The organism is Paenibacillus sp. E222 (assembly GCF_013401555.1).
In the GTDB taxonomy this organism is placed as follows: domain Bacteria; phylum Bacillota; class Bacilli; order Paenibacillales; family Paenibacillaceae; genus Paenibacillus.
Window position 1 is genome coordinate 6,611,457 of the sequence record NZ_CP058552.1, and the last position, 25,816, is coordinate 6,637,272.

17 protein-coding genes and 2 tRNA genes are annotated in these 25,816 nt (G+C 47.5%); 3 read left to right on the top strand and 16 right to left on the bottom strand.

Annotated features, from left to right (window positions below):
- Window positions 1-63 precede the first annotated feature (63 nt).
- On the bottom strand, window positions 64-2,433 hold the full coding sequence (locus tag HW560_RS29265; RefSeq protein WP_179265322.1) for an endonuclease MutS2: 2,370 nt from the start codon (window positions 2,431-2,433) through the stop codon (window positions 64-66).
- Window positions 2,434-2,620: 187 nt separating this feature from the next.
- On the opposite strand from HW560_RS29265, the gene HW560_RS29270 reads away from it, so the two are divergent.
- The gene (locus HW560_RS29270) at window positions 2,621-2,986 is read left to right on the top strand and encodes a phage holin family protein (RefSeq protein ID WP_053780442.1); all 366 of its coding nucleotides are present in this window, start codon (window positions 2,621-2,623) and stop codon (window positions 2,984-2,986) included.
- Window positions 2,987-3,192: 206 nt separating this feature from the next.
- On the top strand, window positions 3,193-3,576 hold the full coding sequence (locus tag HW560_RS29275; RefSeq protein WP_090895147.1) for a cupredoxin domain-containing protein: 384 nt from the start codon (window positions 3,193-3,195) through the stop codon (window positions 3,574-3,576).
- A gap of 103 nt (window positions 3,577-3,679) precedes the next feature.
- On the opposite strand, the gene HW560_RS29280 is transcribed toward HW560_RS29275, so the two are convergent.
- The 15 genes from HW560_RS29280 to leuB all read right to left on the bottom strand — a co-directional run bounded on the left by HW560_RS29280 (window position 3,680) and on the right by leuB (window position 24,554).
- Window positions 3,680-6,400, bottom strand: coding sequence for a cell division protein ZapA (locus HW560_RS29280; RefSeq protein WP_177185654.1), 2,721 nt, complete (start codon window positions 6,398-6,400; stop codon window positions 3,680-3,682).
- Between the two features lie 138 nt (window positions 6,401-6,538).
- Window positions 6,539-8,992 (bottom strand): phenylalanine--tRNA ligase subunit beta, encoded by a 2,454-nt coding sequence (gene pheT, locus HW560_RS29285; RefSeq protein ID WP_090895144.1) that lies wholly within the window; start codon window positions 8,990-8,992, stop codon window positions 6,539-6,541.
- 72 nt (window positions 8,993-9,064) lie between these two features.
- A complete protein-coding gene (pheS, locus tag HW560_RS29290) occupies window positions 9,065-10,099 on the bottom strand; it encodes a phenylalanine--tRNA ligase subunit alpha (RefSeq protein WP_090895143.1) in 1,035 nt (344 codons plus the stop codon).
- Between the two features lie 458 nt (window positions 10,100-10,557).
- Window positions 10,558-12,450, bottom strand: a complete 1,893-nt coding sequence (gene abc-f, locus HW560_RS29295; RefSeq protein WP_179265323.1) for a ribosomal protection-like ABC-F family protein — start codon at window positions 12,448-12,450, stop codon at window positions 10,558-10,560.
- A gap of 479 nt (window positions 12,451-12,929) precedes the next feature.
- Window positions 12,930-13,000 (bottom strand) — tRNA-Gly (locus tag HW560_RS29300).
- Window positions 13,001-13,011: 11 nt separating this feature from the next.
- Window positions 13,012-13,085: transfer RNA gene (locus HW560_RS29305), tRNA-Pro, on the bottom strand.
- A gap of 142 nt (window positions 13,086-13,227) precedes the next feature.
- Window positions 13,228-15,354: a bifunctional diguanylate cyclase/phosphodiesterase gene (locus HW560_RS29310; RefSeq protein ID WP_090895138.1), complete on the bottom strand. Its 2,127-nt coding sequence runs from the start codon at window positions 15,352-15,354 to the stop codon at window positions 13,228-13,230.
- 412 nt (window positions 15,355-15,766) lie between these two features.
- Window positions 15,767-16,723 (bottom strand): aldolase catalytic domain-containing protein, encoded by a 957-nt coding sequence (locus tag HW560_RS29315; RefSeq protein ID WP_090895136.1) that lies wholly within the window; start codon window positions 16,721-16,723, stop codon window positions 15,767-15,769.
- An 83-nt stretch (window positions 16,724-16,806) separates the two neighbouring features.
- Window positions 16,807-18,123, bottom strand: coding sequence for a hypothetical protein (locus tag HW560_RS29320; protein WP_090895133.1), 1,317 nt, complete (start codon window positions 18,121-18,123; stop codon window positions 16,807-16,809).
- Window positions 18,120-19,235 carry a DUF58 domain-containing protein gene (locus tag HW560_RS29325; RefSeq protein WP_179265324.1) on the bottom strand — a complete coding sequence of 372 codons (1,116 nt, stop codon included), beginning with the start codon at window positions 19,233-19,235 and terminating at the stop codon, window positions 18,120-18,122. Before HW560_RS29325 ends, HW560_RS29320 begins: the two co-directional genes overlap by 4 nt.
- A gap of 3 nt (window positions 19,236-19,238) precedes the next feature.
- Window positions 19,239-20,207: an AAA family ATPase gene (locus HW560_RS29330; RefSeq protein ID WP_090895128.1), complete on the bottom strand. Its 969-nt coding sequence runs from the start codon at window positions 20,205-20,207 to the stop codon at window positions 19,239-19,241.
- A 128-nt stretch (window positions 20,208-20,335) separates the two neighbouring features.
- Window positions 20,336-21,439, bottom strand: coding sequence for an ATP-binding protein (locus tag HW560_RS29335; protein ID WP_090895126.1), 1,104 nt, complete (start codon window positions 21,437-21,439; stop codon window positions 20,336-20,338).
- Between the two features lie 443 nt (window positions 21,440-21,882).
- Window positions 21,883-22,299 carry a hypothetical protein gene (locus HW560_RS29340; protein ID WP_024628323.1) on the bottom strand — a complete coding sequence of 139 codons (417 nt, stop codon included), beginning with the start codon at window positions 22,297-22,299 and terminating at the stop codon, window positions 21,883-21,885.
- A 356-nt stretch (window positions 22,300-22,655) separates the two neighbouring features.
- The gene (locus HW560_RS29345) at window positions 22,656-23,195 is read right to left on the bottom strand and encodes a peroxiredoxin (protein ID WP_090895124.1); all 540 of its coding nucleotides are present in this window, start codon (window positions 23,193-23,195) and stop codon (window positions 22,656-22,658) included.
- Between the two features lie 273 nt (window positions 23,196-23,468).
- The gene (leuB, locus tag HW560_RS29350) at window positions 23,469-24,554 is read right to left on the bottom strand and encodes a 3-isopropylmalate dehydrogenase (RefSeq protein ID WP_024628321.1); all 1,086 of its coding nucleotides are present in this window, start codon (window positions 24,552-24,554) and stop codon (window positions 23,469-23,471) included.
- 232 nt (window positions 24,555-24,786) lie between these two features.
- On the opposite strand from leuB, the gene HW560_RS29355 reads away from it, so the two are divergent.
- Window positions 24,787-25,767 (top strand): aldo/keto reductase, encoded by a 981-nt coding sequence (locus HW560_RS29355; protein WP_076289930.1) that lies wholly within the window; start codon window positions 24,787-24,789, stop codon window positions 25,765-25,767.
- Window positions 25,768-25,816: the final 49 nt, after the last annotated feature.

Below are 25,816 nucleotides of genomic sequence, written 5' to 3' on the forward strand. Positions count from 1 at the left end.
CCCTTCCCCATTCTGCTGCCTGAACTCACTCAGGCGGCAGAACTTCTTTGATTCCTGGTCGGGCTATTCCAATTCTGCGACGGTCACACCGTTTCCGCCTTCTCCGTAATTGCCCAGCCGGTAACTTTTTATATTTCTATGCTTACGCAGGTAATCCTGAATACCGGAACGCAAAATTCCTGTTCCTTTACCGTGGATAATGTAAACCTGACCCAGATTAGCAAGGAAAGCTTCATCGATAAAACGATCTGTCTCCATCAAGGCTTCTTCCAGATTTGTACCCCGCAGATCCAGTTCACTTTTCACATTGTCATCGCGAGTTCGTTTCACACCAGTTACCGGTTTCTGCTTCGGTTTGGCTTCTGCTGGTGCAGACTGCTGTAATTCAAGGTCATTCAGGGATACTTTCATTTTCATGATGCCCAATTGAACCATAGCATCCTTGGTGCCTGACATCTCCACCACATGACCTTTTTGATTCAAACTGTACACAAGAACTTCATCGCCCGGTCCAATGGCACGAGACTTCGTTGCCGTTGAAGTACGTTTAACTGTCTTCTTGCGTTTCTCAGGTTCAGCTTCATCCAGTTGTTTACGAGCAGCAATAAGTTTGTGCTCCTTCACGGATGCGCCTTCTTCCATGGCGAGCTGGCGAAGATCGGCTATAATCTTCTCAGCTTCCGCTCTGGCCTTGTCCACAATGTTACGAGCATCTTCTTCCGCTTTTTCAATGCGGCGGTCACGCTGCTGTTCCAACTTCTCCAGTTCGGCTTGATGACGGCTGCGCAATTTCTCCATATCCTGACGCAAACGCTCTGCACTCTCACGTTCTTGCTCCGCAGTAAGCCGGTTTTCTTCCAAGGAAGCAATCATATTCTCTACGCGCTGGTCTTCCTCTTTCACTTCACCACGAGCGTAATCCAGGATGTATCCTGGCAGGCCGAGCCGCTCCGCAATTGCGAACGCATTACTCCGTCCCGGAACACCGACGAGCAGTCGGTAGGTAGGGCTGAGTGTATTAACGTCGAATTCCATGCTGGCATTAATAACGCCTTTGCGCTCATAAGCGTAAGCTTTCAGCTCACTGTAATGAGTTGTTGCTACCATGCGGCATCCGGTCTGATGCATATGCTCCAGAATGGAGATCGCCAGCGCAGACCCTTCTGCCGGGTCAGTACCTGCACCGAGTTCGTCGAGCAGCACCAGGCTCTTGGTTGTCATGTTCTTCAATATCCGAATGATGTTCGTCATATGACTGGAGAACGTACTCAGGTTCTGTTCAATACTTTGCTCGTCACCGATGTCCGCGTAAATTGCATCAAATACGCATAGCTGGCTGCCATCTTCCGCTGGAACGAACAAACCTGACATCGCCATGAGGCTCAGTAACCCAATCGTTTTGAGGGTAACTGTCTTACCACCCGTATTGGGACCCGTTACGATAATGGACGTATAATCGTTACCGAGTTCAATGTCGGTTGGCACCACATTTTCAATCGAGATCAGCGGATGGCGCCCCTTTTTGAGCTTGATGAATCCACGATCATTCATGAGTGGCAAGGTGGCTTTCAATTCACGGGCAAGACGTGCTTTGGCAAATATGAAATCCAGCGATCCCAGCAGGTCAACATCAACCAATAACCACTCTGCCTGTTCACTGACAAGTGCAGTCAATTTCTGCAAAATCACTTCAATTTCGCGTTCTTCCCGAATCCGGGTCTCGCGCAATTTGTTATTCATCGCAACGATGGATTCCGGCTCAATAAACAGCGTTGCTCCCGAACCGGATTGATCATGTACAATCCCGCCAAAGTAAGAGCGATATTCCGATTTCACGGGAATCACGAAACGGTCTCCCCGAATGGTAATCAACTGGTCCTGCAGCATTTTGGATACCGTCGAAGAACGAATCATCGAATCCAGTTTCTCGCGGATGCGAGCTTCACCGCCACGCAGCTCACGACGAATCTGCGCCAGTGTTACACTCGCGCTGTCTGAGACTTCGGCATTGTCGTCAATACAGATACGAATTGCATCTTCAAGCGCTTTTTGCTCAGATAACTGATCACTGATATAGAAAATCGATTCCACCTTTTCATCATCGTGGAGCGCAGCGATCTGACGTTTCAGTCGACGTGCCGCCAAGGTGGTGTTGGAAATTCCCAGTAACTCATGTGGGTTTAACGTGCCCCCTATTTCGGCGCGTTTGATCGAAGCGGTGATATCCACAATTCCCCCAAAAGATGGAGAGCCTTTCAGACGATCAAAGGTAAAGGCTTCATCGGTTTGCTGGAGCAGTCTCTTCACTTCTTCCAGTTCACTGATCGGCTCCAATTGTTCCGCTTTCTTTTTTCCCATCGTAGTCTGGGCAAAGCTTTGCAATGTATTTAAAATTTTTCGATATTCCAATGTGTGTAAAATTTTCGTGTCCAAGTGTACAACTCCTTCCAAACTATAACTGTATTATAACGAAAGAAACTTTCGAGCGCCATTTAACGAATCCTTCCACACATAACTTGGGACATAGCGCAGCAAACTACAGGTGTCAGGATTGTGCAACCTCGCCATTCAACAGGATGTACAATGCTCAATCTGATCTGAATAAAGGAGGTATAACGCTATGAATTTTCTGGGACATGTCGTGCGATTTATCATCGCCGCAATTGTATTGATGGTCGTCAGCTGGATCGTACCCGGATTTGCAGTAGGTGGTTTCTGGAGCGCACTTATGCTTGCTCTGGTTATTGCACTGCTCGGCTGGGTTGTTGAAGGCATCTTCGGTAAAAGGGTTAATCCTTTTGGCCGGGGTATTGTCGGCTTCATCGTCAGCGCACTGGTGATCTGGATTGGTCAATATGTCGTAGATCATGTGCATGTCAGTCTGCTTGGTGCTGTTCTGGCTGCATTGGTCATTGGGATCATCGATCTGTTCATCCCGGTTTCCACCCCTTTTGATGCCGGAAGAAGGTCGAAAGATCACGCATAGGCTCCACGTACACTCTCCATAGGCTTCCCCTAAACCTCTGATGGCTTAAACGCCTGAAGAGGTTTATTTTTTGGGGGTTATAAGCATGCCCGGATGTTCAAAAAAACGACATAGGCAGCATGTACAGGCATCGACAATTTGCGGTATGATGACTGGAGCAATCATTCAAATTTTATCCATATCACGCTTTTTAAGGAGGCAATATGATGAAGAAAGGCATGGCATGGCTCGCAGCCTTTATGTTGATTCTGGTCCTTGCTGCCTGTGGTGGAACTGGACAATCCGCAGAATCAAATGGCGAGTCCGATTCGGGTGCAACTGCAAGCGAAGAACTGGTAATCAAAGCAAGCAACTATGAATTTGACCAACCTGAATACCATTTGAAAAAAGGTGTCCCGGTTAAGATTGTTTATGAAAATACAAACGGAAACCATGGTGTTCTCGTGCCTGAGCTGAACCTTCGGCTGGATACCAAGAACAATTCCAAAGTGATTACTCCCGACAAGGCAGGGGAATTTGAAATGTCCTGTTCCGTCTTTTGCGGAAGCGGTCACAGCAGTATGATCTCCAAAATTATTGTTGAAGAATAGTGTTCAAGACAAGGAGCCCCCGTAGGACGGGAGCTCTTTCTTTATTATAACAAATTGTACAAGAGTGCGCTGTTCAGGATTCCAGTTATGACATAATCATCAGCTAGGTCTGATCCTGCTCAATCAATTCAATCCATTCGTTATATTCCGTCTGCAATTTCGTATATTCATCCCTCAATTGGCGGTATTCCGTATTCAGTTGCTCCGCCTTCTCCTGCTCCATCTCACGTTCAACCTGCAGCAAACGTAACTGATTGGCCGCGAGTTCATACCGCTCACCGATGTCCAGCAGTTCATTTTCCATCGTCTGCTTTTCTTCGATTGCTTCCGCACGCTGCTGGGCAAGCTGCTGCCGCTCGTGTTCCAGCTCTTCTACCTTCTCCACACTGGCAGCACTTTCTTTCTGCCAGAGATTCAATTCATTCTCCAGTGCAGTCCATCGTTCTTGCCAGGACTGCTCCTGAGCCGTCCATTCATCTGCACGACGTTGCCAAACCTGATCTTGTTGTTCCGCATGTTGTTCTGCTTGTTCTACCCTGGAGCTTAGCTCAACTTCCCGAGTAGTCAGCTCTTGCAGGCGAGAGGAGAGCTCTGCCTGTTTGGCAGACAATTCTTCATGTTTAATCTGCCACTCAAGTGCTTCTTCTTCTGTCTGAGCCAATAAGCTGCCTTGTTCATCGATCCGTTCAGATAGCCGATTGGCATTCTGCCTGGACTCTTCAAGCGCACGCAAGATTTCTTTCTTTTCTTCGCTCATCTCATTCAGCTGGCGAGCATAGTCTTCTTCACGCTGCAGTGCATCACCATATTCCTTGCGGATTTGTTTATAATTTTCCTGCAGCTTGTTTAGCTCTTCACGTGCATCATTCAATTCACCATCAAGCTCTTTATGTTGCAGTTCCAGACGACCAGCTTGTGCAATGTAACGTTCTGCTTCTTCGCTGGCGTGACGAGCTTCTTCTTTAACAACAGATAATTCATCATGAAGGGACTGCACACCAGACTCCAACGTTTCATTCTGTTCTGCAGCTTCAAGTACCTGTGTCTCTAATTCACCGATCTCGATCAGACGTTGTTCAGCCTGCTCTTTCCAGGACTGCTCGCTCTGCGTCAGTGCACCGAGCTCATGTTGCAATGTGCGTACTGCCGCATGGGCCTGCTCAAGCACTTTTTGCAGCCTGCGCTGCTCATCCTCAGACTTCACTTCAGCTTCACGAAGTTTCTTGACTTCCTGTTCGAGCTGTCCGTGCTGCTCCTGTACTTTTCGCAGCTGTGCGGTCAGAGAAGATTCACGTTCAATGGTTTCGTTATACTGCTGTTTCCATTGCTGCTCCGCTTCCCGGAACTGCTCCGCCTCAGCTTCTGTGTTGCGGAGTTGTTCAGTCAGCTGAGCACTATCTGCTTTTAATTGTTCCAGCTGCTGCTCCAATTCCGTAATTCTACGAAGCTGAATTTCCTGTTCCTGCTTGTATACGGCTTGTTCTTTGCGCAACGTTTCAGTCTGACTACGTTCGTGTTGGAGTTGTTGCTCCTGATCCACAACAACTTCTTGAGCATTCTTGAGCTGCTTACGCACCTCGGCTAATTGACTTTCAACATCGGCTAAGCGAGATTTAGCCTGTTCACGCTCTTCTTCCAACTGCTGCTTCAGCTTGCCTCGTTCTTCTTCCAGCAAAATCTCAGCAGTTACCGCAGCTTCGCTCGCCTGAGTCTGGGCCGCTTCATGGATTTGCTGAATCTGCTCTTCATAGGCCGCTTCTTTTTCCATCCATTCCAATTCGGCCTGTTCGGATGACTCCTTGAACGTAGCATTCAGCTGTTCAATCTCAGCCAGTCGCTTCTGCTCTGCTTGTTGCTGCAGTGCGGCTTGTTCTTGTTTTGCCTTTTCAGTCAGTTCTTGAGCTTGATTCACGGCAGCCTGCTCTGCCTGATGTAAACGCTGCTCCATCTCGGATTGAAGTTCACGGTATTGAAGCTGGGCTTCTTCCTGAACCTTTTGCAATTGAGCCTCGGCTTGTTCCAATTCAGACAAAATTGCCGCTTCGGCTTGTTCCTTCGCCGTTTGTACTTGCTGTGCGGCTTGAGCCTCAATTTTTTGACGTTCTGCCATGGCCCGAGCTTCGGCTTCTTTCAGTTGAGCTACCGTCTTATCCTGCAGCTCCTTGTATTGTGCAGCCGCTTTGGCTTGTGCTTGCTGCAATTCATTTGCGGAACGTGCCTGTGCTTCCTTCAGCTGGGCTGCCGCCTGAGTCTGTGCATTCTTCATTTGATTCGCTGCTTTTTCTTCTGCTTCTTTCAGACGCGCCTGCGCCTTCTCCTCGGCTGCTTTAAGCTGCGCCGCAGTTTGAGCCTGAAGCTTTTGCTCTCGACCTGCTGCCTGAGCGCGCTCCTGCTCCAGGAGTGTATTCAACTTGGCTATTTCTGCCTGCTGATCCTTCTGGAGCTTCGCGATGGCTTGTTCCGCCTCAGCCTTAAGCTTCAATGCTTCAGCGAGTGCTTGGTCACGGCGTTCCAGTTCCTGCTGATGTTCATTTTGTATGGCATTCAACCGATTGAGTTCATTTCTCATTTCGGTACGTTCACCGGTCAGCATTTTCAGCTCATTTCGAATTTCCTGAGTCTGAAGAGACTGCTCAGCCATATGTACAGCTGCCAGAACTGCAATACGCGGGGTATCCAGTCGGGAATGATGTTTGGAGATGGCGCTCATCCGCTCATCCACCAGGTTAGCTACTTGTTTCATATAGTCGGCACTGCTGCCAACCAGTTTATAGGAAGTCCCGTAGATCTCTACGGTGACGCGTGTACGATCAGGTGTAGTCACAGTTGTGCCCTCCTTCAAGTCTGTATGTTGATTCTAAGCTGTAAAACAAAAAAAGTCACATCGATCCTCTAATGCTAAGGATTCGATGTGACTTCAAGCAATTCCTGCTAATCTTTGTTCAAAAAATTGACTTATGTTCTATTTACGTAATTCGGCTGCAAATTGCTCCTCCAGACGTGCAACAACACGAGCATGAACCTCGGTAATTTCCTCATCCGTCAATGTGCGTTCACGGTTGCGATAAACGAGAGCCATCGCTACGCTCTTCTTGTCTTCACCGAGCTTGCTGCCTGTGAACACGTCGAATACCTGTACGGTTTGCAACAGTTCACCAGCAGATTCACGAATCGCACGCAGCATATCCCCAGCTTCGATATCTTTATTCACAACAACCGCGATATCCCGCTCAACTGCAGGGAAACGTGGAAGCTCACGATAACGGATATCCGCATCCGCTTCACTATAGATCGCTTCGAGCGCAATCTCCGCCAGATATACATCGTTCAAATCATACTGCTGCTGCAGTTCAGGATGCAATTGACCCATCGTACCAATCCGTTTGCCCTCTCCGCCATCTTTTACATCCAGGTATACCGATGCAGAGCGACCAGGATGGAAACCTTCCGGACTGTTTGCCACCAGGCGAATGCGCTGCTCCAGACCCACATAGGCGAACAGGTTTTCAAGTGCACCTTTCAGATCGAAGAAGTCCACTTTCTCTGCTCCCACATTCCACTGCTGGGATGCACGATTTCCCGTGAGTAACAAGCTCAGGACCGGAATTTCATGCGGTTGCTTCGTCAGCTTTTCTTCCTCAGTGAAGAACACACTGCCTACTTCAAATACAGCCAATGAATCTTGCTTACGGTTCATGTTATACACCGCTGCATCCAACATTTGCGGCAAAATGCTCTTACGAAGCACGCTGCGATCCTCACTCATTGGCATAGCCAGCTTCACGGCTTTACTGCCTTCTGTCAGAGCAGGGAACAAGGAGACTTTATCCGGGTGTACGAATGAATAGCTGATCATTTCCTGCCAGCCACTGCCTGCAAACAGACCACGAATGGTACGGCGCATTGCTTGCGAACGCGTATAAGCACCTGGTGTTGTTGGTCCTTCAATCAACGTAGTTGGAATATTGTCGTATCCGTACAGACGGGCAATCTCTTCAAACAGATCCACATCAAGTGTAATATCCCCTCTGCGGCTAGGCACTTCAACATCAAGCAGACCTTGCTGCGAATCACCACATGCAAAGTGCAAACGAGCGAAAATGGTTTTCACTTCAAGCAGGGACAACTCGGTTCCCAAATAGCGATTCAGTTTATCCAGCGACAGCTGCACAACATGTTTATCCGCTGCGGCTGTTCCAGCTTCCACGATCCCCTGATGAACTTCGCCTTCCGCATAACGCTGAATCAATTCAGCCGCACGGTTCAATGCCGTAATGACAGCAGCCGGATCGACCTCTTTCTCAAAACGCATGCTTGCTTCGGAACGCAGCCCCAGTTGGCGCGACGTTTTCCGAACGGTTCCGCCGTCGAACTTGGCGGATTCCAGTAACAGATTGACTGTGGTTTCCGTTACCTCAGAATTCTCGCCACCCATAACACCCGCGATGGCTACCGGTTTCACGCCATCCGTAATGAGCAGCATATGCGGCTCCAGCTTGCGCTCCTGACTATCCAACGTCACGATCGTTTCGCCTTCTTTGGCCATTCGCACTTCGATATGGCCCTTCTCCAGCTTATCTGCATCAAAAGCATGCAGCGGCTGTCCGTATTCCAGCATGACATAGTTCGTGATGTCAACGATATTATTGATTGGGCGGATGCCCGCAGCCATCAAACGGTTTTGCATCCACTGCGGGGAAGCTCCCAGCTTGATGCCAGTTATATAGCGGGCTGCATAATGACTGCATTGTTCATCAGCCGTAATCTCAACCGAGATATGATTTGCAGCCGCATCACCGATTTCCACCAACTTTTGAGTGGGATCAGGCAGTTTCACTTCACGACCGAGAATTGCACCTACTTCATAAGCGGCACCAAGCATGCTCAGACAGTCGGAGCGGTTCGGTGTCAGGTCCAGTTCAAGAACATGATCGTCGAGACCAAGCACTTGGCTGATTGGCGTGCCAATCTCCGTTTGTGCTGGCAGAACGAGAATGCCTTCCTGTTGGTCCTTCGGCAGCAGCTTGTCGTTCATGCCCAGTTCTTTGGCAGAGCAGATCATGCCAAGGGATACAACGCCGCGCAGCTTGGCTTTTTTGATATCGAGTCCACCAGGGAGCTTCGCTCCTACCAGGGCAACGACTACCTTTTGACCCGCATCCACATTTTTCGCACCACATACGATCTGCAGATCTTCTTCCTGTCCGGCATCAATCACACATACATTCAGCTTATCAGCGTCAGGGTGCTTCTCCTTGCTCTTCACGTAACCGACTACCACGTTGTTCACGCCCTGGTTCCGGTTCTCCACTACATCAATCTCAATCCCCGCACGGGTGAATTTCTCTGCCAACTCCTGCGGTGCCACGCCTTCCAGCGCGATATAATCAGACAGCCAATCTGTCGATACTCTCATGGACGTTCACTTCCTAATCTATGAATTGGTGTTGCAAATGAAGGGCGTTCGCCCTGTATGCTACTTCGGTAATTACAGTCGTCCGAATTGTTTCAAGAACGCCATATCACTGTTGTAGAAATGACGAATATCATCAATGCCGTATTTCAGCATGGCGATACGCTCTACGCCCATTCCGAATGCAAACCCACTGTATTTCTCCGGATCATAACCGCCCATCTCAAGCACTTTCGGGTGAACCATACCGCCGCCCAAAATCTCAAGCCAACCAGTCTGTTTACATACCCGGCAGCCACTGCCTCCACATTGCACACAAGTCACATCCACTTCAGCACTTGGCTCGGTGAACGGGAAGAAGCTTGGACGAAGACGAATTTCAGTGTGTGAACCAAACATTTCGCGTACGAATTGCAGCAAGGTACCTTTCAGGTCACTCATGCGAATGTTCTCGCTAATAACCAAACCTTCAACCTGATTGAACTGGAACGAATGCGTCGCATCGTCATCGTCACGACGGTATACTTTACCCGGGCAGATGACTTTAACAGGCACTTCGCCTTTCATGCTTTGCATCGTGCGAACCTGAACCGGTGACGTATGCGTACGCATCAACAGATCTTCTGTTAAATAGAAAGAATCCTGCATATCACGCGCCGGATGGTTCTTCGGCAGATTCAGTGCTTCGAAGTTGTAATAATCCATTTCAACCTCAGGACCTTCCGCTATGCGGTATCCCATACCAATGAAAATATCTTCGATTTCCTGTACCACTTTGGTCAGTGGATGCAGCCCGCCTTGGCGTCCGCGACGTCCTGGCAGGGTCACATCAATTTTTTCGGACTGCAGGCGTTTCGCCGTCTCTTCCTTCTGGAACTGCTCCTGCTTGCTGTCAATGACTGCTTCAATCGCGCCGCGAACATCATTCGCAACCTGACCAATCACTGGACGTTCCTCTGCACTAAGCGCACCCATGCCGCGCAAAATCTCGGTCAATGCACCCTTTTTCCCCAAATACTTTACACGCAGATCACTCAGCGTTTGTGGATCGTTCACGCCAGACAGTTGCTCCAGCGCTTCGATCTTTAATGCCTCCAAACGTTCTTTCATGTGTAAATGCCCCCTTTATGTGGTTAAATGCAACAAAAAAAGGCCTTCTCTCCCCTGAAGGGACGAAAAGACCGTGGTACCACCCTTGTTAGACATTCAGTGCTGCCCGGCCCTTCCGGCCTGCAACATGTTTGCCTCACTCTATACGGAATAACGACCGTTAACCGTTACCCCCTACTAACTCCTGCGATGAATCGCAAGACATGGTTCAGGGAACCGCTCCGGAGTGAATTTCAGCAGCCTTGTTCTACAGAAACGCTCTCAATCTACGGCGCTTCCTCCCTGTCCAGAGGCACTGCTTACTTGTCTCCATCATCACGTTTGCATGTCAGATAAACCTTCAAATTTACTGATGATCGTCCATTATTATATGCAAAATCGCTCGAAATAGCAAGCCGTAAAGCAGCATAATCAAACGTTAAGCCAAAAAGTAAACCCGCATAAGCTTTGTCAGTCAACTACTTCTGTTTTCGCAGCTCGTGCAACTGTTTTAAACGACGCTGAATTTCGCGAACCTCAGCAACCTCAGCCGCTCGTTCAATTATATCATCAGGCTTAGTCAGCACATCATTGCCCGCACTGTTCATGGGAGATAATAACTCGGACAAACGCATTTCAAGCCGCAGCCGTTCATCATCTGACTCCCGAACCTCAAGGGCGGACTCTCTTAGTTTAATGGATTGCTCCCAGTCTTCCACGCCACCTTCGAACAATGTAGCCTTCCCCCCGGGCTCCAGATCAAGCAAGCGGCTGGCAAGCACTTTGGTCAACATACGGTCATGGGATACGAGCACCAGTGCTCCGGATGCCTGCTTCAATATATTCTCCATCACTTCCTGGGTGTCAATATCCAAATAGTTCGTCGGTTCATCCAGTACCAGTACATTAGAACCTCCGAAATACAACCGCAGGAAAGCAACTCTGCACTTTTCTCCCATACTCAAATCCCCTATACGCTTGAACACATCATCTCTTGAGAATAAAAAGCATCCGAGAATGGTACGTGCAGCACTTTGGGTCATGGATGGAAGACTGAGCAAACTGTCCAGAAGTGTCTCGCTTTCCGGTAACCCTTCAAGCTCTTGCGAAAAATAACCGATCTTCAGCTGTGGATGGCGTGTCACCTCGCCTTGAGAAGGTTCCAGTTCGCCAATCATCAATTTCAGTAGTGTCGTCTTGCCTGTGCCATTCGGACCACGTACGGCAAGACGATCCCCACGTTCGACCGCAATCCGAAGATTGTGAAGCAATGTCCGACTTCCCGGATAAGCAAAGCTAACGTCTTCCAGTGCAAGGAGCTGGCGGGCAGCCAGCGTATTCACTTGCAGCTCCATGTTTAATTTTGCAGCTTCGCGGGGTTTATCCACCCGTTCTTTCTCCAGACGCTCCAGTTGTTTTTGCTTGGCATGGTAGCGGGAAATGTTCTTGTTGGCTTTCGCTTTGTAAAAGCTCTGAGTTATTTTCACTTCCACATCGCTTGCTGAATTATGAGCCTGATGAAACCACTGCTGATAATTGCGAATTGTCTCTTCTAGTGCTTTTCGCTCCAGTTCCTGCTTGCGATAAGTTGCTTCCTGCTCACGCAATTCGCGTTCCTTATGGCCTTTGTAATCCGTGTAGCCGCCCTTATATTTGGTGAGGGCATCCGGGCTAAACTCAATGACACCCGTTGCAACCTGATCAATAAAGGTCCGGTCATGAGAGACAAATAATAATGTTCCGGTATAGGCGGAAAGCCATTCCTCAAGCCAGCGCATGCTCTCTTCATCCAGATGATTCGTCGGTTCATCCAAAATCAGAAATTTGGGTTTACTGACCAGCAATCCTGCGAGACGGGCCTTCGTTTTTTGCCCACCACTCAAAGAATGATACGGCCGACTCCAATGTTCCGACGATAACCCCAAACGCGTCAGTACCTTCTCTACCTCAGTCTCCCACATATACCCGTTCAATTGCTCATATTGTTCCATCGCTATCGTATAGGCTTCGAGCAGCCGCTGCTCATCTGCCGCTCCACTGCTGCTCATCCGTTGTTCTAATTCTTCCAGGTCACGCTTCACCTCGTAGATCCGCCCACTTTCCTGCCGGATAGCATCAAGCACATTCATCTCAGGTTTGATCAAGGAGCGCTGGCGCATGAAACCCCACTCCTGCTGCGGAATGTGGCGTTCGATGCGTCCACCGCCCTCTTCTTCTCCAAGAATGATGCGTAATAAGGTGGTCTTGCCACAGCCGTTGCGACCCAGAATAGCGAGCCGCTCACCTTCATTTATTTCGAGATTCAATCCTGCAAACAACTCATTTCCGTTCCACTCTTTCGATACTTCATGTAGGCGTACCATTGTCATCATGAGGCCTCATCCTTCCTGCAATTCAAAATAAAAAAACCGCTGGCATCAGCCGGCGGTCTGGCAATTCAGGATTGGATAAAGCGTCAAAAAACAAGCATAAGATACCCCACGGCATGAATAAAGAACCCTTAAAAGGGTATACACAAGCTAAGCCAGAACAGCCTGCCTGCTTCCATACCTGATCCCATAGCTGAATTTGGACACACGAATCCCCTCATTGCTCAGCCGCTTTGGCTGACTGCGTCAATACACTCTCTGCAGTTACTGGGGTTCAATTCATGTGTTTTACTTCATGGGACGTATGGTTACCTCTCATTCATGTGTAGTATCGATTTCTCCGTTATTGTACCAGATGATGGGGAAAAAGCAAAGGTTTTGAATTTCAACCTCTCCATTCAATATAACTTTTAGTCATTTGATTTCAGAAAAAAAGAAAAAAACCCTTGTTTTCACAAGGGCTTAAGGTGTTGCATTAGTTAAGCGGGTGATGGGAATCGAACCCACGCTATTAGCTTGGAAGGCTAAAGTTCTACCATTGAACTACACCCGCACGAATGACGATCGGGACGACACGATTTGAACATGCGACCCCCTGGTCCCAAACCAGGTGCTCTACCAAGCTGAGCTACGTCCCGTCAAGTTCCGAGGAACATTAACATGAATTTTATAAAATTAATATACCATGATCATCCAATGCTTGCAACTTCTTTTTACCACTTCCCTCTAACCTTTCGAAACAAAAACAAGACAGAAGCGTGTTCACGCCCCCGTCTATCCTTAACCCGTAGGTTTATCCACATCTCTCAAAAATTTTTTTTCAAAATCGGCTGCCACAATCGGTTTGCTGAAAAAATACCCTTGAGCCTCATGACAATGCTGATCACGAAGAAACGAAAGCTGGTCCTCATTTTCAACCCCTTCAGCCGTTACTTTCAGCTGCAGGTGATGAGCCATTGACGTAATGGTCGATACAATTGCCGCGTTATTGCTATCCTCCATCACTTCATTAACAAAGGAACGATCAATCTTGAGTCGGTCAATCGGTAGATCTTTCAGATAGTGCAGTGAACTGTATCCTGTGCCAAAATCATCAATACTGATGTGCACACCAATTTCCTTAATTTTGCGCAACTGCTCAAACGCACGATCCTTGTCAAACGTCATGCTCTCCGTAATCTCAAGCTCAAGCCACACAGGTTCCAAGCCTGTCTCCTTGAGAATGCCGCTGATGTTGTCCAGCAGATGGGAATGCCTGAATTGTCTCATGGACAGGTTAACCGATACACAAAGCTTGCGGTAACCCGCTTCTTGCCATCGCTTGTTCTGTGCACACGCCTCACGTAATACCCATTCTCCAAGCGGCACAATCAGCCCACTCTCCTCAGCAAGAGGAATAAATTCACCTGGGGATACTGCCCCTCTCAGCGGATGCTGCCAACGCACCAATGCCTCCATACCCACAATCAAGCCACTCGCCAGATTAACCTGCGGCTGATACACAAGATAGAATTGCCCACGATCCAGTGCTTTGCGCAAATCATTCTCAAGCTGCAAACGTTCCTGGGCTTTCATCTGCATCGCATGGGCATATCGGTTTAGCTCTATTCCCTGCTCTTTGGCATTATGCAGCGCCGTATCCGCATTCTGGATGATCTCTTCCGGTGAGTCTCCGTCATGCGGGAATATCGCCATACCGATACCTAACGTGAGATGATACTCGTTCCCATCCACCGTTACAGGTTTTTCGAACAGTTGCAAGATCGATCTTGTCCGCCGCAACGCCGTATCTGTTGTGAAGAAGTCTGTCATGGTCAGTACGAATTCATCTCTTCCCAGTCCGAACACTTCCTCTCCGGGGAGCGAAGAATGCTTCAAACGCTGTCCAACCTGACGAAGTACACGGTTAGCCGCTTGTTGACCCAGCGAATCATTAATCGTTTTGAACCGGTTAATATTCAATACCAGGACTCCGACAAGCTGCTCCTCTACCCTAGCTGAATTCATCATCACTTTCAGTCGCTGAGAAAGACGACGGCGATTCGGCAGCCCTGTCACATCATCATGGTGAGCAATAAAATTCATTTTCGCTTCCGCCACCTGTTGTTTGAGGAAAGGCGTATCCACTACAAACGAATACAGTCCCTTCTGGATGAAGAAATAGCCCAAACAATCGCTTAACAGACCTAACAAGAGATTGAGGTCATTAATCTTCGTAGCAGACACAAAGTAACATTCTCCAAAGAAAAAACAGAGAATGGCACAAAGGATGGTAGGCAGATCACCATCTTTGCCTTTTTTCCATTGAATGAATAACACGACCGCAGTCACGCCATACAGGATTCCGATCAGAAAATGAATTCTTGTAAACATGCCGCCAAGCACATTCCCCTCCAGCAAGTTCGGCAGTACAGACCATTCCTGAATGGCCACTGTATACAAAATAACAAAAATACCGACTGTTCCACTGAAGATTAAAAATTTGCGTGGTAACGCAATTTCCCTCTCGCTGACTGCATATATGACTAGCAAACCTGCCGCACAAACCAGAGATCCAAGCGACATCATCTTCAGCGAGAATTCGGACTCGACCATCGCGCCATTCGGCAATTCTTCGGCAAAAGAAACGATGTGAACCAATTCAAACAAACCAATCAATAAAAACAGCGTAGTCATAAGGACCCTTCGGAGGGTCAGTCGTTGAGTTTGAAACAACCAGCTTTGATTATAAATGCCGATACAGGCCGCTGCCGCAGCGAATCCACCCAAGAGTGTCAAAACCGGATAACCGGATATGATCAGATCAGAGCTTGCAGAGGAACGAAACCATTGACTTGCGAGGAAACACAATAAGCCGCCTATCGCGACCCAACCTATTTTTCTCTGATCTTGCTGATTAGCCTTCATGCCGTGTTTTTTCCTTCCCGGGATCACCTATCCTGAAATAACCTTAACGATATAAATCTACATTGTTACATAATTCGACATTTTTATATCTACCAACGCTCAATTCACATGTGAATACATGCTATCTGGTACATAATAACATTTATTTCCGCAGACGTGAACAAAAAAATAAGCACTTCTAGGAATATTTATTCATAGATATGTAAAAAAACAAGGCAATAAGAACTAAAAAAACATGAACCCCACATTGGAGTCCATGTTTTTTTAGTTTGCAACTGTATTTTAGACTAATTTTCGCTCGCCATTGATGCACCATTAACCATTCGACTTAAAACGCTAAAGCGCTAAAGTTATAGCGTATTAAATCCATCTCTTGTTGACTTGAAGTCAATATCAAGAATTATGAAGGTGCTTATTTGTCAAAATTCACTTCTGGTGTTGTCAATTTATCATAGAAATCAACAACCTTATCTTTATCTTCCGACGAACGCAGTGCCATCGCCGAGCGAGGATGCTCGTCCAATGTACCTGTAATCATATAAGGCAAAATGTAACCCCACTCTTCTTTTTCACGGAGAGGGACCATCAATTGCTCCAATACACCAAGTACTGGACGCAGATTGTATTTCGTACCTTTCAAATGAGCCACGAGCAGTTCAGTCGGACAGTTCCCTGCAGCACGTCCCATGCCGTACACGGAAGCATCCAGCAGTTCAACGCCAAGTTCAGCTGCTACCAACGAGTTCGAGAACGCCAGCTGCATGTTATTGTGTGTGTGAACGCCAAGACGTTTGTTCGGCAGATGAGTTTTGAACTTCTCCACCAGATATTTTACATCGTTATGATCCAGGCTTCCATAGGAGTCTACTATGTATACAACATCCACAGCACTTTCCTTGATCAGTTCAAATGCTTCCAGCAGTTCATTTTCCATAACATTAGACAATGCCATAATGTTCAGCGTTGTTTCATATCCACGATCGTGGAACGTTTGAACCAGAGCAAGTGCCTTGTCTACATCTTTGCTGTAGCAGGCTACACGGATCAGATCCAGCATGCTTTCGCTGCGCGGCAGAATGTCATTCTCGTCCACACGTCCAACGTCAACGAGTGCAGACAATTTGGTGTTGCCTTTTTGCGGAATTACTTTGCGCAGGAAATCATCATTCAGAAAACGCCATGGTCCTGCTTCTTCCGCACCTTTCAAGAGCTTAGGTGAGTTTTTATACCCAATTTCCATATAATCAACGCCAGCTTCATTCAATCCAGCATAGAGCTGTTGAACAAAGTCCACGCTAAAGTCCCAGTTATTTACCAATCCGCCATCACGGATTGTACAATCTACTATTTTGCAATGATTTGTCTTCATTAATGTCTGCTCCTTTTCTAACCAACTTGTGTATTCCTCTCATGATACTTGAACGTAACAAGAAAAGTAAAGGGATTCCCGACTTATTTACTTCGATAAGATTTCCATATCCGATCAATCTCACTCATCTCGGAATGGTCTGGAGCTTTCTTTCCATAACGCACAGCGTTATAAGTATCGGGCAGCATTGCAGAGAGCTTCTGATCGTCTTCTCTGGCTCCATGCTGAACAATGGTCTCCGCAGCCTCCAGTGGCGTATGTGCACCCTGTATATCCACGCCTCGGTGTGCAGCTCTGTCAATCCACTTCCGATAATAATATCGAACACGTTCAGTTTCCTGTGAGGGCAGCGACTCCTTCTTGCGGAACCAGGATTTGCGCGTTTTGGCAGGCGCCTCTAACGTTTCGCTAATGTCCACATACTCCGTCCGGGGTTCTACCTTCTTCTGACCGGGCTGCAGCAGCCCTTTGAAACGCTCCATAAGTTTGTTTATCGCCTTCTGCCCCAAACGCAGGATAAGCCACAAGATCACAACTGCGACAGCCCCCATGACGACCCAGCCTAAGATATCCCAGAAAATAGAGGGCTCCCCTGCCGGTTCCATCCCTTCAGGTATCATTGGCGGCTCATTTGGAGCAGTAGGCGTAATAGGCGGCTCCTGATTGGAGCTCGAGCCTATTAGACTTCTGATCCATGCAAGCAGACGGTCACGCAATGGTCCTAACCAGGCAACAAGACTGGGAAAAGCGCCAATTCCTGCGATCACAATCAGCATCCATAACAGACGCTGGTGATTCGCACGGGCAAACTCACGTAACACGATTCGTTTTGAGCCGTCATTTAATATCGCACGATCCAGTTGCACACTGTATTGTCCTACTAACCAGCCAACAAAACTTATTACTCCCGCTGCATATATGGTTCCGGTGTAAGCCCGAAGAGGTTCCATGAATTCAACTCCATTTGCCGCCCCACTAAGCACAATTGCACTAACTACCCCCCAAATCTGCAAGCGCCAAATCAAAATCGAACGGAAGACAGGTTGAAAATTTATCCCAATATAGGCTGAAATAACCCCCCATACCATTGCCGTCAGCAAATCAGGTAAAGGAAACGCCCATAGCAGTGCGATCACCAATGAGACCAACAGCCCCATAAGCAGCGCTGCTCCCCATCGAATAAATGTGTTTTTTTCGCTGAGGGCTGGTAACCTGTGCTGTACCCACTGACCTAACCAGCCAGCAATAACAAAGACTGCCATTAAGGTGTAAGGCAAATGTCCCGTTGCATAGAGGGAAGTCAGCGTTAAAAGCGGATAGAAATATACTCCAATCAACAGAACGGCCGACATGGATAAAAATACTCTTTCCTTATTACTGCTGCTTTTGGACTCGTTCATGCACTCACCGCCTTGGCATCGCTTTTCCCGCTCTCTACCGGGAGTATGGTCACACGGTGGCCTTGCTCATGCAAACGCGCAATTTCATGTTCCATAGCTGGAGACACATAGGACGTAATTAAGAGATAACTGCGGACCTGCTGAGCTTCTTCATTCCGTTCAACTTCATCACTCAGGAACTGCTCCATGGGAACCATGCATTTCAGCTCCGTCTCTGCCATAGCTTCCAATAACATTTCCAGATGAGGACTGCCGTAATCCGGCTCAATCCGCAATGGATCACGCCCTCCGCTCACACGGTAGCCATTATGAGCAAATCCCGCGGGTAACCCTCTTCCAATCGCATCTACCGCTGCCGTTGCTGCATAACGGAGTGCCCGTTCGATCATCTCTGGGCGGGTAACGACACTCCACATGTCTGCTGACTCCTGAATGTTAACCACAATCCACGATTGAGGGTCCGCAGTCCATCCCTGCTTGTACACCTGTAGTTCTCCTGTGCGTGCACTCGCTTTCCAATGAATACGGTTCATCGGATCACCTGCACCATACGGACGTACCCCGAGAATCAGAAAGGGATCTTCAACAATCCAACGGGATACTTCAACCTCACCCTGCCATACCTGATAAATCTCAGGCAGATCCTCCGCATGAACAAGTGAAGGATATACGACCATGGACAGATGAACGGGAATAGGCTTCGATGTACGCCACAGGCCGAACAAGTCCCCTCCGGTCATAGTTACGGTGTTTAACGTGTAGATTCCACGTCTGCTGCATACAAAAGGATGCTTGCGCGTAATACGGGTAAACGGTTTCAACGTAAAGATACTTTTATGATTCTGATAGATATCTCCCTGACTGATATCCATGCCTGAACCTGAACGGAATACAAATGAAACTGGCATCATAGCTTCAAGTCTGAGCCATGGAACCGAAATTCGTTTTTCATTCGCAATTGTCTCAACCATCTCCAGTTCATCCCCGGCGTAACAACGCATTTTGCTGAACTGTCTGGTGTATTTGAGCTTCCGTAAAGCCGGACGGCCGAACCATATGCCGTGTACTCCAATAACCATGCCTCCGACAATGACTAGCCATAGTAATGCCATATGTTATCGCCCACTGCCTGTAGCAAGATTCTCCGTCGGCACTTCAGTCTGGCTCAGAAGTTCCTGAATAATACGTTCCGCCAAGCCCTCTTGTTGTCTTACCCGGTTGCGGAATACAAGCCGATGGGCCAGCACGGGCTCCGCCAATATTTTAATATCATCAGGGAGAACGTAGTCTCTGCCATGCAAAGCAGCCCAGGCCTGACTTGCCTTGAGTAACGCCTGAGCTCCTCGTGGGCTTACGCCCAGTGAAAGCTCGGGATGCTGCCTAGTGGCTTCTGTCAGTCGGATAATATATCGTAACAGATCTTCGTCGATTTGGACCGAAGTATACGTGCTCTGTGCCTCAAGCAACTGCTCGCGACTAATAATAGCGGACAGATCGGCAACAGAACGGCTCGCTACCGTACGTCTCAGAATTTCTACACTTTCTTCACTACTTGGATAGCCCATTCGGATCTTCATCATGAAACGATCCATCTGTGCCTCGGGTAACGGAAAGGTTCCCTGATTGTCTACCGGGTTTTGTGTGGCAATGACGATAAACGGTCGCTCCAGCTGTCTGGTCGAACCATCAATACTAATCTGCCGTTCCTCCATGCACTCCAGCAAACTGGACTGGGTACGCGGTGTAGCCCGGTTAATCTCATCTGCCAGCACCAGGTTGGCAAACAGAGGGCCTGGTCTGAATTCAAAGTCACCTTCTTTTTGATTGAAAAAGTGAATTCCCGTCAAGTCAGATGGCAACAGATCCGGTGTGAACTGAATACGCTGGAAGGTGCAATCCAGTGAAGAGGCTACTGATTTGGCCAACATGGTTTTCCCCGTACCGGGCACGTCCTCCAGCAGGACATGTCCAGAAGCAATGATAGCTGTCATCACAAGCTCAATCGTATGGTCTTTGCCCACAATGATCTTCCCTACATGGTCCATTAGCTGTTTGTTCATTTGTTCCATTCCCTGGATATTCATAATTGGTTCTTCCTCCCGTAAATTGAGCTATGTATTCGCATTCATTCTAACTATAACCCTAATCGCCCCAACAAAAAACAACAGGAATCGGCGGGTTGGCCAATTCCTGTTCGCATAACTCTTTGCCTTTACACCAAAGGAAGCATAATGATGAACCGGGTGCCTTCCCCTTTTTTGCTATCCACAGAGATGTTGCCTCCGTGATTCTTGATAATCCGGTAACTCACGGAAAGCCCCAGTCCTGTTCCGCTCTCCTTGGTGGTGAAAAACGGGTCAAACAGGCGCACAAGGGTGTTGTGATCCATCCCCTGTCCATTATCAGCAATGGAGATCTTCACATACTTGCCCTCGGTTCCCGTAGAGATCTGAATCAAGCCAGCATGCTCTTCGCCCACATCCTCGATGGCATCCATTGCGTTTTTAACCATATTCAAAATGACCTGCTTAATCTGTTTGACATCAATGGACACATTTAACGGGACTTCTGCTTCATCCAGGGTGATCTCGCACCCCTTCATTAATCCTTCGCTTTCTGTCAGCAAAACCACCTCTTTGAGCAAAGAGTTAACAGACATAATGGTCTTCTGAGGAGCTGACGGTTTCGAGGAATTCAGAAATTCGTAGATAATGTCGTTCGCCCTGTCAATCTCCGTTAGAATGATTCGAGCGTACTCGTCTTTCCCCAATTGCAGCAAATGAGGACGAAGCAACTGGATAAATCCTCGGATAGCCGTCAAAGGATTGCGAATCTCATGGGCAATCGATGCCGAAATCCGCCCCAACATTGCAAGTTTGTCATTTTGATAAGCGGTCTGCTCAATCTGTTTATAATCGGAAACATCCTTCACACTGAAGAGGAAGTCCCCATCCATCTGATCCCCGTACGTTACTGTAACCAGCCAATGCCTGCCATACTCGTCAATCAATTCATGATAGCGCTTACGATGAAAGATAGTTTCCCGATAGATGCGTAAAATTTTCTTTTTCTTGAATCGGCTCATCTGTGGATGATGCAGCATTTGCATCAGGGTGCAGCCGCTCAAAAGACTCCGAGGAAGCTCCAACAATTTTGCCATCTGAACGTTAATAAACGTCAATACACCGTTACTGTCAAACAACATTATACCGCTATCCAGATGCTCCAGGACATTCTCATACTTGTTGTTATCCAGATGTACAGGCGGGAATCCATTCGTTGGTCGAGGCACTGTATCCTGAAATTCACTAATCATGTCAGGTTCCTCCTTTTCACGTAAATGATAAACTTGCCATTCGGACATCATATCATCACAGAAACAGGAAGGGCCGATTTTATTTTTCATTACCGGTGCCCTTTCATTAGGGGGCTGAGCCGAAAATACGGATGGCATGTCCGGAACCCAGGCTGGTCTATTCCGGGTAACCAAGAGTCGATCCGGAAAACATTATACGTTTGTTCCATTCTAAGCTTCTCCTATTCCCAAACACGAACATTTTTTGCTCCGCCTCTTTTGCAAGTCTGTTTTTATCATAGACAAGTTTATAGAAGGGAGTCAATCGGAGAAAGTGTCGAATGGAAATTATTTTAAGAAAAACCGTGAATTAGTTTCTGTATACAACAAAAACGAAGCTTATTCGCTCGATTAGCGAATAAGCTTCATTTGTATAGTTTAAATTTTAAATAATTAAATTCAATCTATAGTCCACTCTTGTTATGCTGAATTTTAAGTCTGCGCTGACTCATGACGGCTAAGCGACGCTTGAGTTCGCTTTCCCACTTCTCATCCTTCATTTCCTTGGCAAGACGAAGTAGATCCAGAGACATGTCGATCTGACGCTGAACAATGACCATAGCATCCTCGCTTTCACGATTCACGCAATTTTCAAAAATCGCATCTTCATCTTCCGTCACGTAATCTTGAAAATCAATCTCCGACGCACCATCTCCATGCGCATATTCAGCCAAAATTTCATATTCATTTTCCACTTTATAATGCACTTCTACCCGGTGACACACCGGACAAAAAAGCAGGGGAACATTATGAACCTGGGTGCGGTAATGCTTCAGCGTGCCCTTTGTTCCCACCATACTTGCCCCACAACAGTAACTCATTTTTGTTCACCCTCCTTATAACGTGCCGAGACTTTTTAATAAAAGCAGTCCCGTACACTTCAAGCACTTCCGAAAAAGGAATAGTTCCATCAGTGTATCACATTCATGTACAAATTATAAATGCAGAGCACCGGAATATTTACCGGGTTTCCATACCCTATTCGCCTTGAGGCCCTTCGATTCCTCTTTCCAGAGATAAAATGAAGGCTTTCTTCTATTACATCATTACCACGTTTATGTCCCTGTTTAAACACTTTTCTTCCTTTAGGACTTACATTCTCGCAAAAGGGTGCAAAAAGCCCTCAATCCCCTGAGGGATGAGGGCTTGAACAATAAACGTTCAAGTTCAATCAGGCTTACAGATTGCTGTCGCCTGGTTTCCAGTTCATTGCACACAATCCACCGGATTGCAGAGCTTGCAGTACACGAAGTGTTTCTTCAACACTACGGCCTACATCATTGTGGTTAACCACTTGGTATTTCAATTCGCCTTCTGGATCGATGATGAACAAACCGCGTAGAGCAACGCCTTCTTCTTCGATCAGAACGCCATAATCTTTAGCAACTTGTTTTGTGATGTCGGAAGCAAGCGGGAAGTTCAATTGACCCAGACCATTGCTGTCTTTAGGTGTGTTGATCCAAGCTTTGTGGCTGTGTACGGAGTCAACGCTCACGCCAAGAACTTCAGTATCCAAAGCTTTGAATTGCTCAGCAGCATCACTCAAAGCTGTAATTTCAGTTGGGCACACAAAAGTGAAATCCAAAGGATAAAAGAAAAATACGAGCCATTTGCCACGATAATCGGACAGTTTTACGGAACCAAAGTCTTGTCCATCTCCCGATACTGTTTCCATTGCAAAATCCGGTGCGGGTCTACCAACCAAACGTTCTGCCATAACTAACAATTCCTCCTTTGGGATTATGTAAGCACTCAAGTTGAATGCTCATCATCAAGAAAAACGAGAACGCTTTTCCTGTAATTAAAATGGGTTTGTGACTTGATAACAAGTACAAGTAAAATGTTATCATCCGGACTTCTCAAAGTCAAGATTATAATCGTTGTTTTTTTATAATCATTATAAATAAGAATTTTTCGTGGCAAAAATTATAAAGGAACAGCCCTCTGCAATTCCGGATCGGAGCAAAGAGCTGTTCGGTTGTTACTATTATTAAGCTTGCTTTTGGATGGCTGCGACGATCAAATCGCCCATTTCTGTCGTGCTGATCGCTTTGCTCTTGTCTACAGCGATGTCGCTTGTACGATGTCCTGCATTCAGCACATCAGACACAGCTGCTTCAATTGCATCAGCACCTTCCGCATAACCAAAGGTTGTACGGAACATCAATGCCAGCGAAAGGATCGTTGCGATCGGATTCGCCAGTCCTTGACCTGCGATATCCGGCGCTGAACCGTGTACTGGCTCATAAAGACCAAAGCTTCCTTCACCCAGTGATGCAGATGCGAGCATGCCGATTGAACCTGTCAACATCGCTGCTTCATCACTAAGGATATCTCCGAACATATTTTCAGTCACGATAACGTCAAAGCTGGATGGACGACGCAGCAGCTGCATTGCACAGTTGTCTACAAGTACATGTTCCACTTCAACATCCGGATATTCCGGTGCTACACGGTTAACAACTTCTCTCCAAAGACGGGAAGTTTCCAGCACGTTGGCTTTATCTACTGAAGCCAATCTTTTGCTACGTCCTTGGGCAATTACAAACGCCTGACGAACGATGCGCTCCACTTCGGTTACATTATATACGCATGTATCCACTGCTTCTTCGCCTTGTGCACCTTCACGTCTGAACTTTTCACCAAAGTAGATTCCCCCGGTCAACTCACGCACGACCATCAGATCCGTACCTTCCAACACTTCCGGTTTCAAGGTGGAAGCATCTTTCAAGCAATCAAACACCACTGCCGGACGCAGGTTCGAGAACAGTCCGAGCGCTTTGCGAATGCCGAGCAAGCCTGTTTCGGGACGCAATTCCTTGCTGTTGTTGTCCCATTTTGGACCACCAACGGCACCGAGCAGCACAGCATCTGCACTCTTACATACTGTCAGTGTTTCTTCTGGAAGTGGTGTACCTTTTTCATCAATAGCGATTCCACCAAACAGCGCATGCTCTGTCTCAAAACGGTATCCGAACACTTCCTCCGTACGTTTGAGAACTTTTTCTGCCTCCGCTACGACTTCAGGACCGATTCCGTCACCTGCGATAACTGCAATTTTTTTCACGTCTGCCATGGGTTGTCCACTCCTTATATCCATTTCATTCGGTTATTCACTTCAATGATTAACGTGTCATTTTTAACTCTCTCTTTTGTATCATATTCAGAGGTCATTTGACCAAGATATACAATCTATGACTTTAATAGTTTTTACCTATAAGCTGTTTAAGATTGGTTGTTCTGCCCCTCTGACTGAGTTAAAATAAAACCTGAAGACAAATTCAGGTAACTCAGGAGGGATTGCAATCATGCAATACACGTACTTGGGAAAATCAGGTCTTAAAGTCAGCCGGATCTGTCTCGGCACGATGAACTTTGGTCCTGCTACAGACGAAAAAGAGGCATTCCGTATCATGGATGCGGCACTCGATGCCGGTGTGAACTTTTTTGATACCGCTAACATTTATGGTTGGGGCGAAAATTCGGGTCTCACCGAGGAGATCATTGGTCGCTGGTTTAAACAGGGCGGAGGCAGACGTGAAAAAGTCGTTCTTGCTACCAAAGTCTATGGCTCCATGCATGACGATACAGACGGTCCAAACAATGATGCAGGTCTCTCCGCCTACAAAATTAGACGGCATCTGGAGGGTTCCCTCCGCCGCCTGCAAACCGATCATGTTGAACTGTACCAGATGCACCATGTTGATCCCGCCATCTCATGGGACGAGCTTTGGGGCGCGTTTGAGAACGCTGTTCATCAAGGCAAAATTGGTTATGTAGGTTCAAGTAACTTTGCCGGTTGGCAGATTGCCGTTGCACAAAGTGAAGCCAAAAATCGCCATTTCCTCGGTCTTGTATCCGAGCAGCATAAATACAGTCTCAACTGCCGGTTGCCTGAACTCGAAGTCCTGCCCGCAGCGAAAGAACTGGGCCTTGGCGTAATACCATGGAGCCCGTTGGATGGTGGCTTACTCGGACGTAATGCACTCCAGAAGCTGGAAGGCACACGCAGTGGTGGCATTGCTGAGCGGATTGAGTCCCATCAAACTCAGCTTGAACAATTCGCAGCACTCTGCCGCGAACTCGGCGAACCGCAGGACACCATCGCTTTGGCATGGGTGGCCGCTAATCCGGCAGTTACCGCACCTATTATTGGGCCGCGTACGCTGGAGCAGTTTGAAACGGCTCTCAAATGTCTCGATGTCACTTTGGATGAAGCGGTCCTCAAACGTCTGGATGAAATCTTCCCTGGACCGGGAGGACATGCTCCGAACGCATATGCTTGGTAAAAGCTTATCGGCTTAACTGAATACGTCTTTTCCATGGAAATACTCTAAT

Excerpts from the sequence above, each read along its gene's own strand:
- HW560_RS29275 (WP_090895147.1), top strand. The coding sequence starts at position 3,193 with ATGAAGAAAGGCATGGCATGGCTCGCAGCCTTTATGTTGATTCTGGTC.
- pheT (WP_090895144.1), bottom strand. The coding sequence starts at position 8,992 with ATGAGAGTATCGACAGATTGGCTGTCTGATTATATCGCGCTGGAAGGC.
- leuB (WP_024628321.1), bottom strand. The coding sequence starts at position 24,554 with ATGGCAGACGTGAAAAAAATTGCAGTTATCGCAGGTGACGGAATCGGT.
- HW560_RS29315 (WP_090895136.1), bottom strand. The coding sequence starts at position 16,723 with ATGAAGACAAATCATTGCAAAATAGTAGATTGTACAATCCGTGATGGC.
- HW560_RS29325 (WP_179265324.1), bottom strand. The coding sequence starts at position 19,235 with ATGGCATTACTATGGCTAGTCATTGTCGGAGGCATGGTTATTGGAGTA.
- abc-f (WP_179265323.1), bottom strand. The coding sequence starts at position 12,450 with ATGATGACAATGGTACGCCTACATGAAGTATCGAAAGAGTGGAACGGA.
- HW560_RS29335 (WP_090895126.1), bottom strand. The coding sequence starts at position 21,439 with ATGATTAGTGAATTTCAGGATACAGTGCCTCGACCAACGAATGGATTC.
- HW560_RS29355 (WP_076289930.1), top strand. The coding sequence starts at position 24,787 with ATGCAATACACGTACTTGGGAAAATCAGGTCTTAAAGTCAGCCGGATC.
- HW560_RS29340 (WP_024628323.1), bottom strand. The coding sequence starts at position 22,299 with ATGAGTTACTGTTGTGGGGCAAGTATGGTGGGAACAAAGGGCACGCTG.
- HW560_RS29345 (WP_090895124.1), bottom strand. The coding sequence starts at position 23,195 with ATGGCAGAACGTTTGGTTGGTAGACCCGCACCGGATTTTGCAATGGAA.
- pheS (WP_090895143.1), bottom strand. The coding sequence starts at position 10,099 with ATGAAAGAACGTTTGGAGGCATTAAAGATCGAAGCGCTGGAGCAACTG.
- HW560_RS29320 (WP_090895133.1), bottom strand. The coding sequence starts at position 18,123 with ATGAACGAGTCCAAAAGCAGCAGTAATAAGGAAAGAGTATTTTTATCC.
- HW560_RS29270 (WP_053780442.1), top strand. The coding sequence starts at position 2,621 with ATGAATTTTCTGGGACATGTCGTGCGATTTATCATCGCCGCAATTGTA.
- HW560_RS29310 (WP_090895138.1), bottom strand. The coding sequence starts at position 15,354 with ATGAAGGCTAATCAGCAAGATCAGAGAAAAATAGGTTGGGTCGCGATA.
- HW560_RS29330 (WP_090895128.1), bottom strand. The coding sequence starts at position 20,207 with ATGAATATCCAGGGAATGGAACAAATGAACAAACAGCTAATGGACCAT.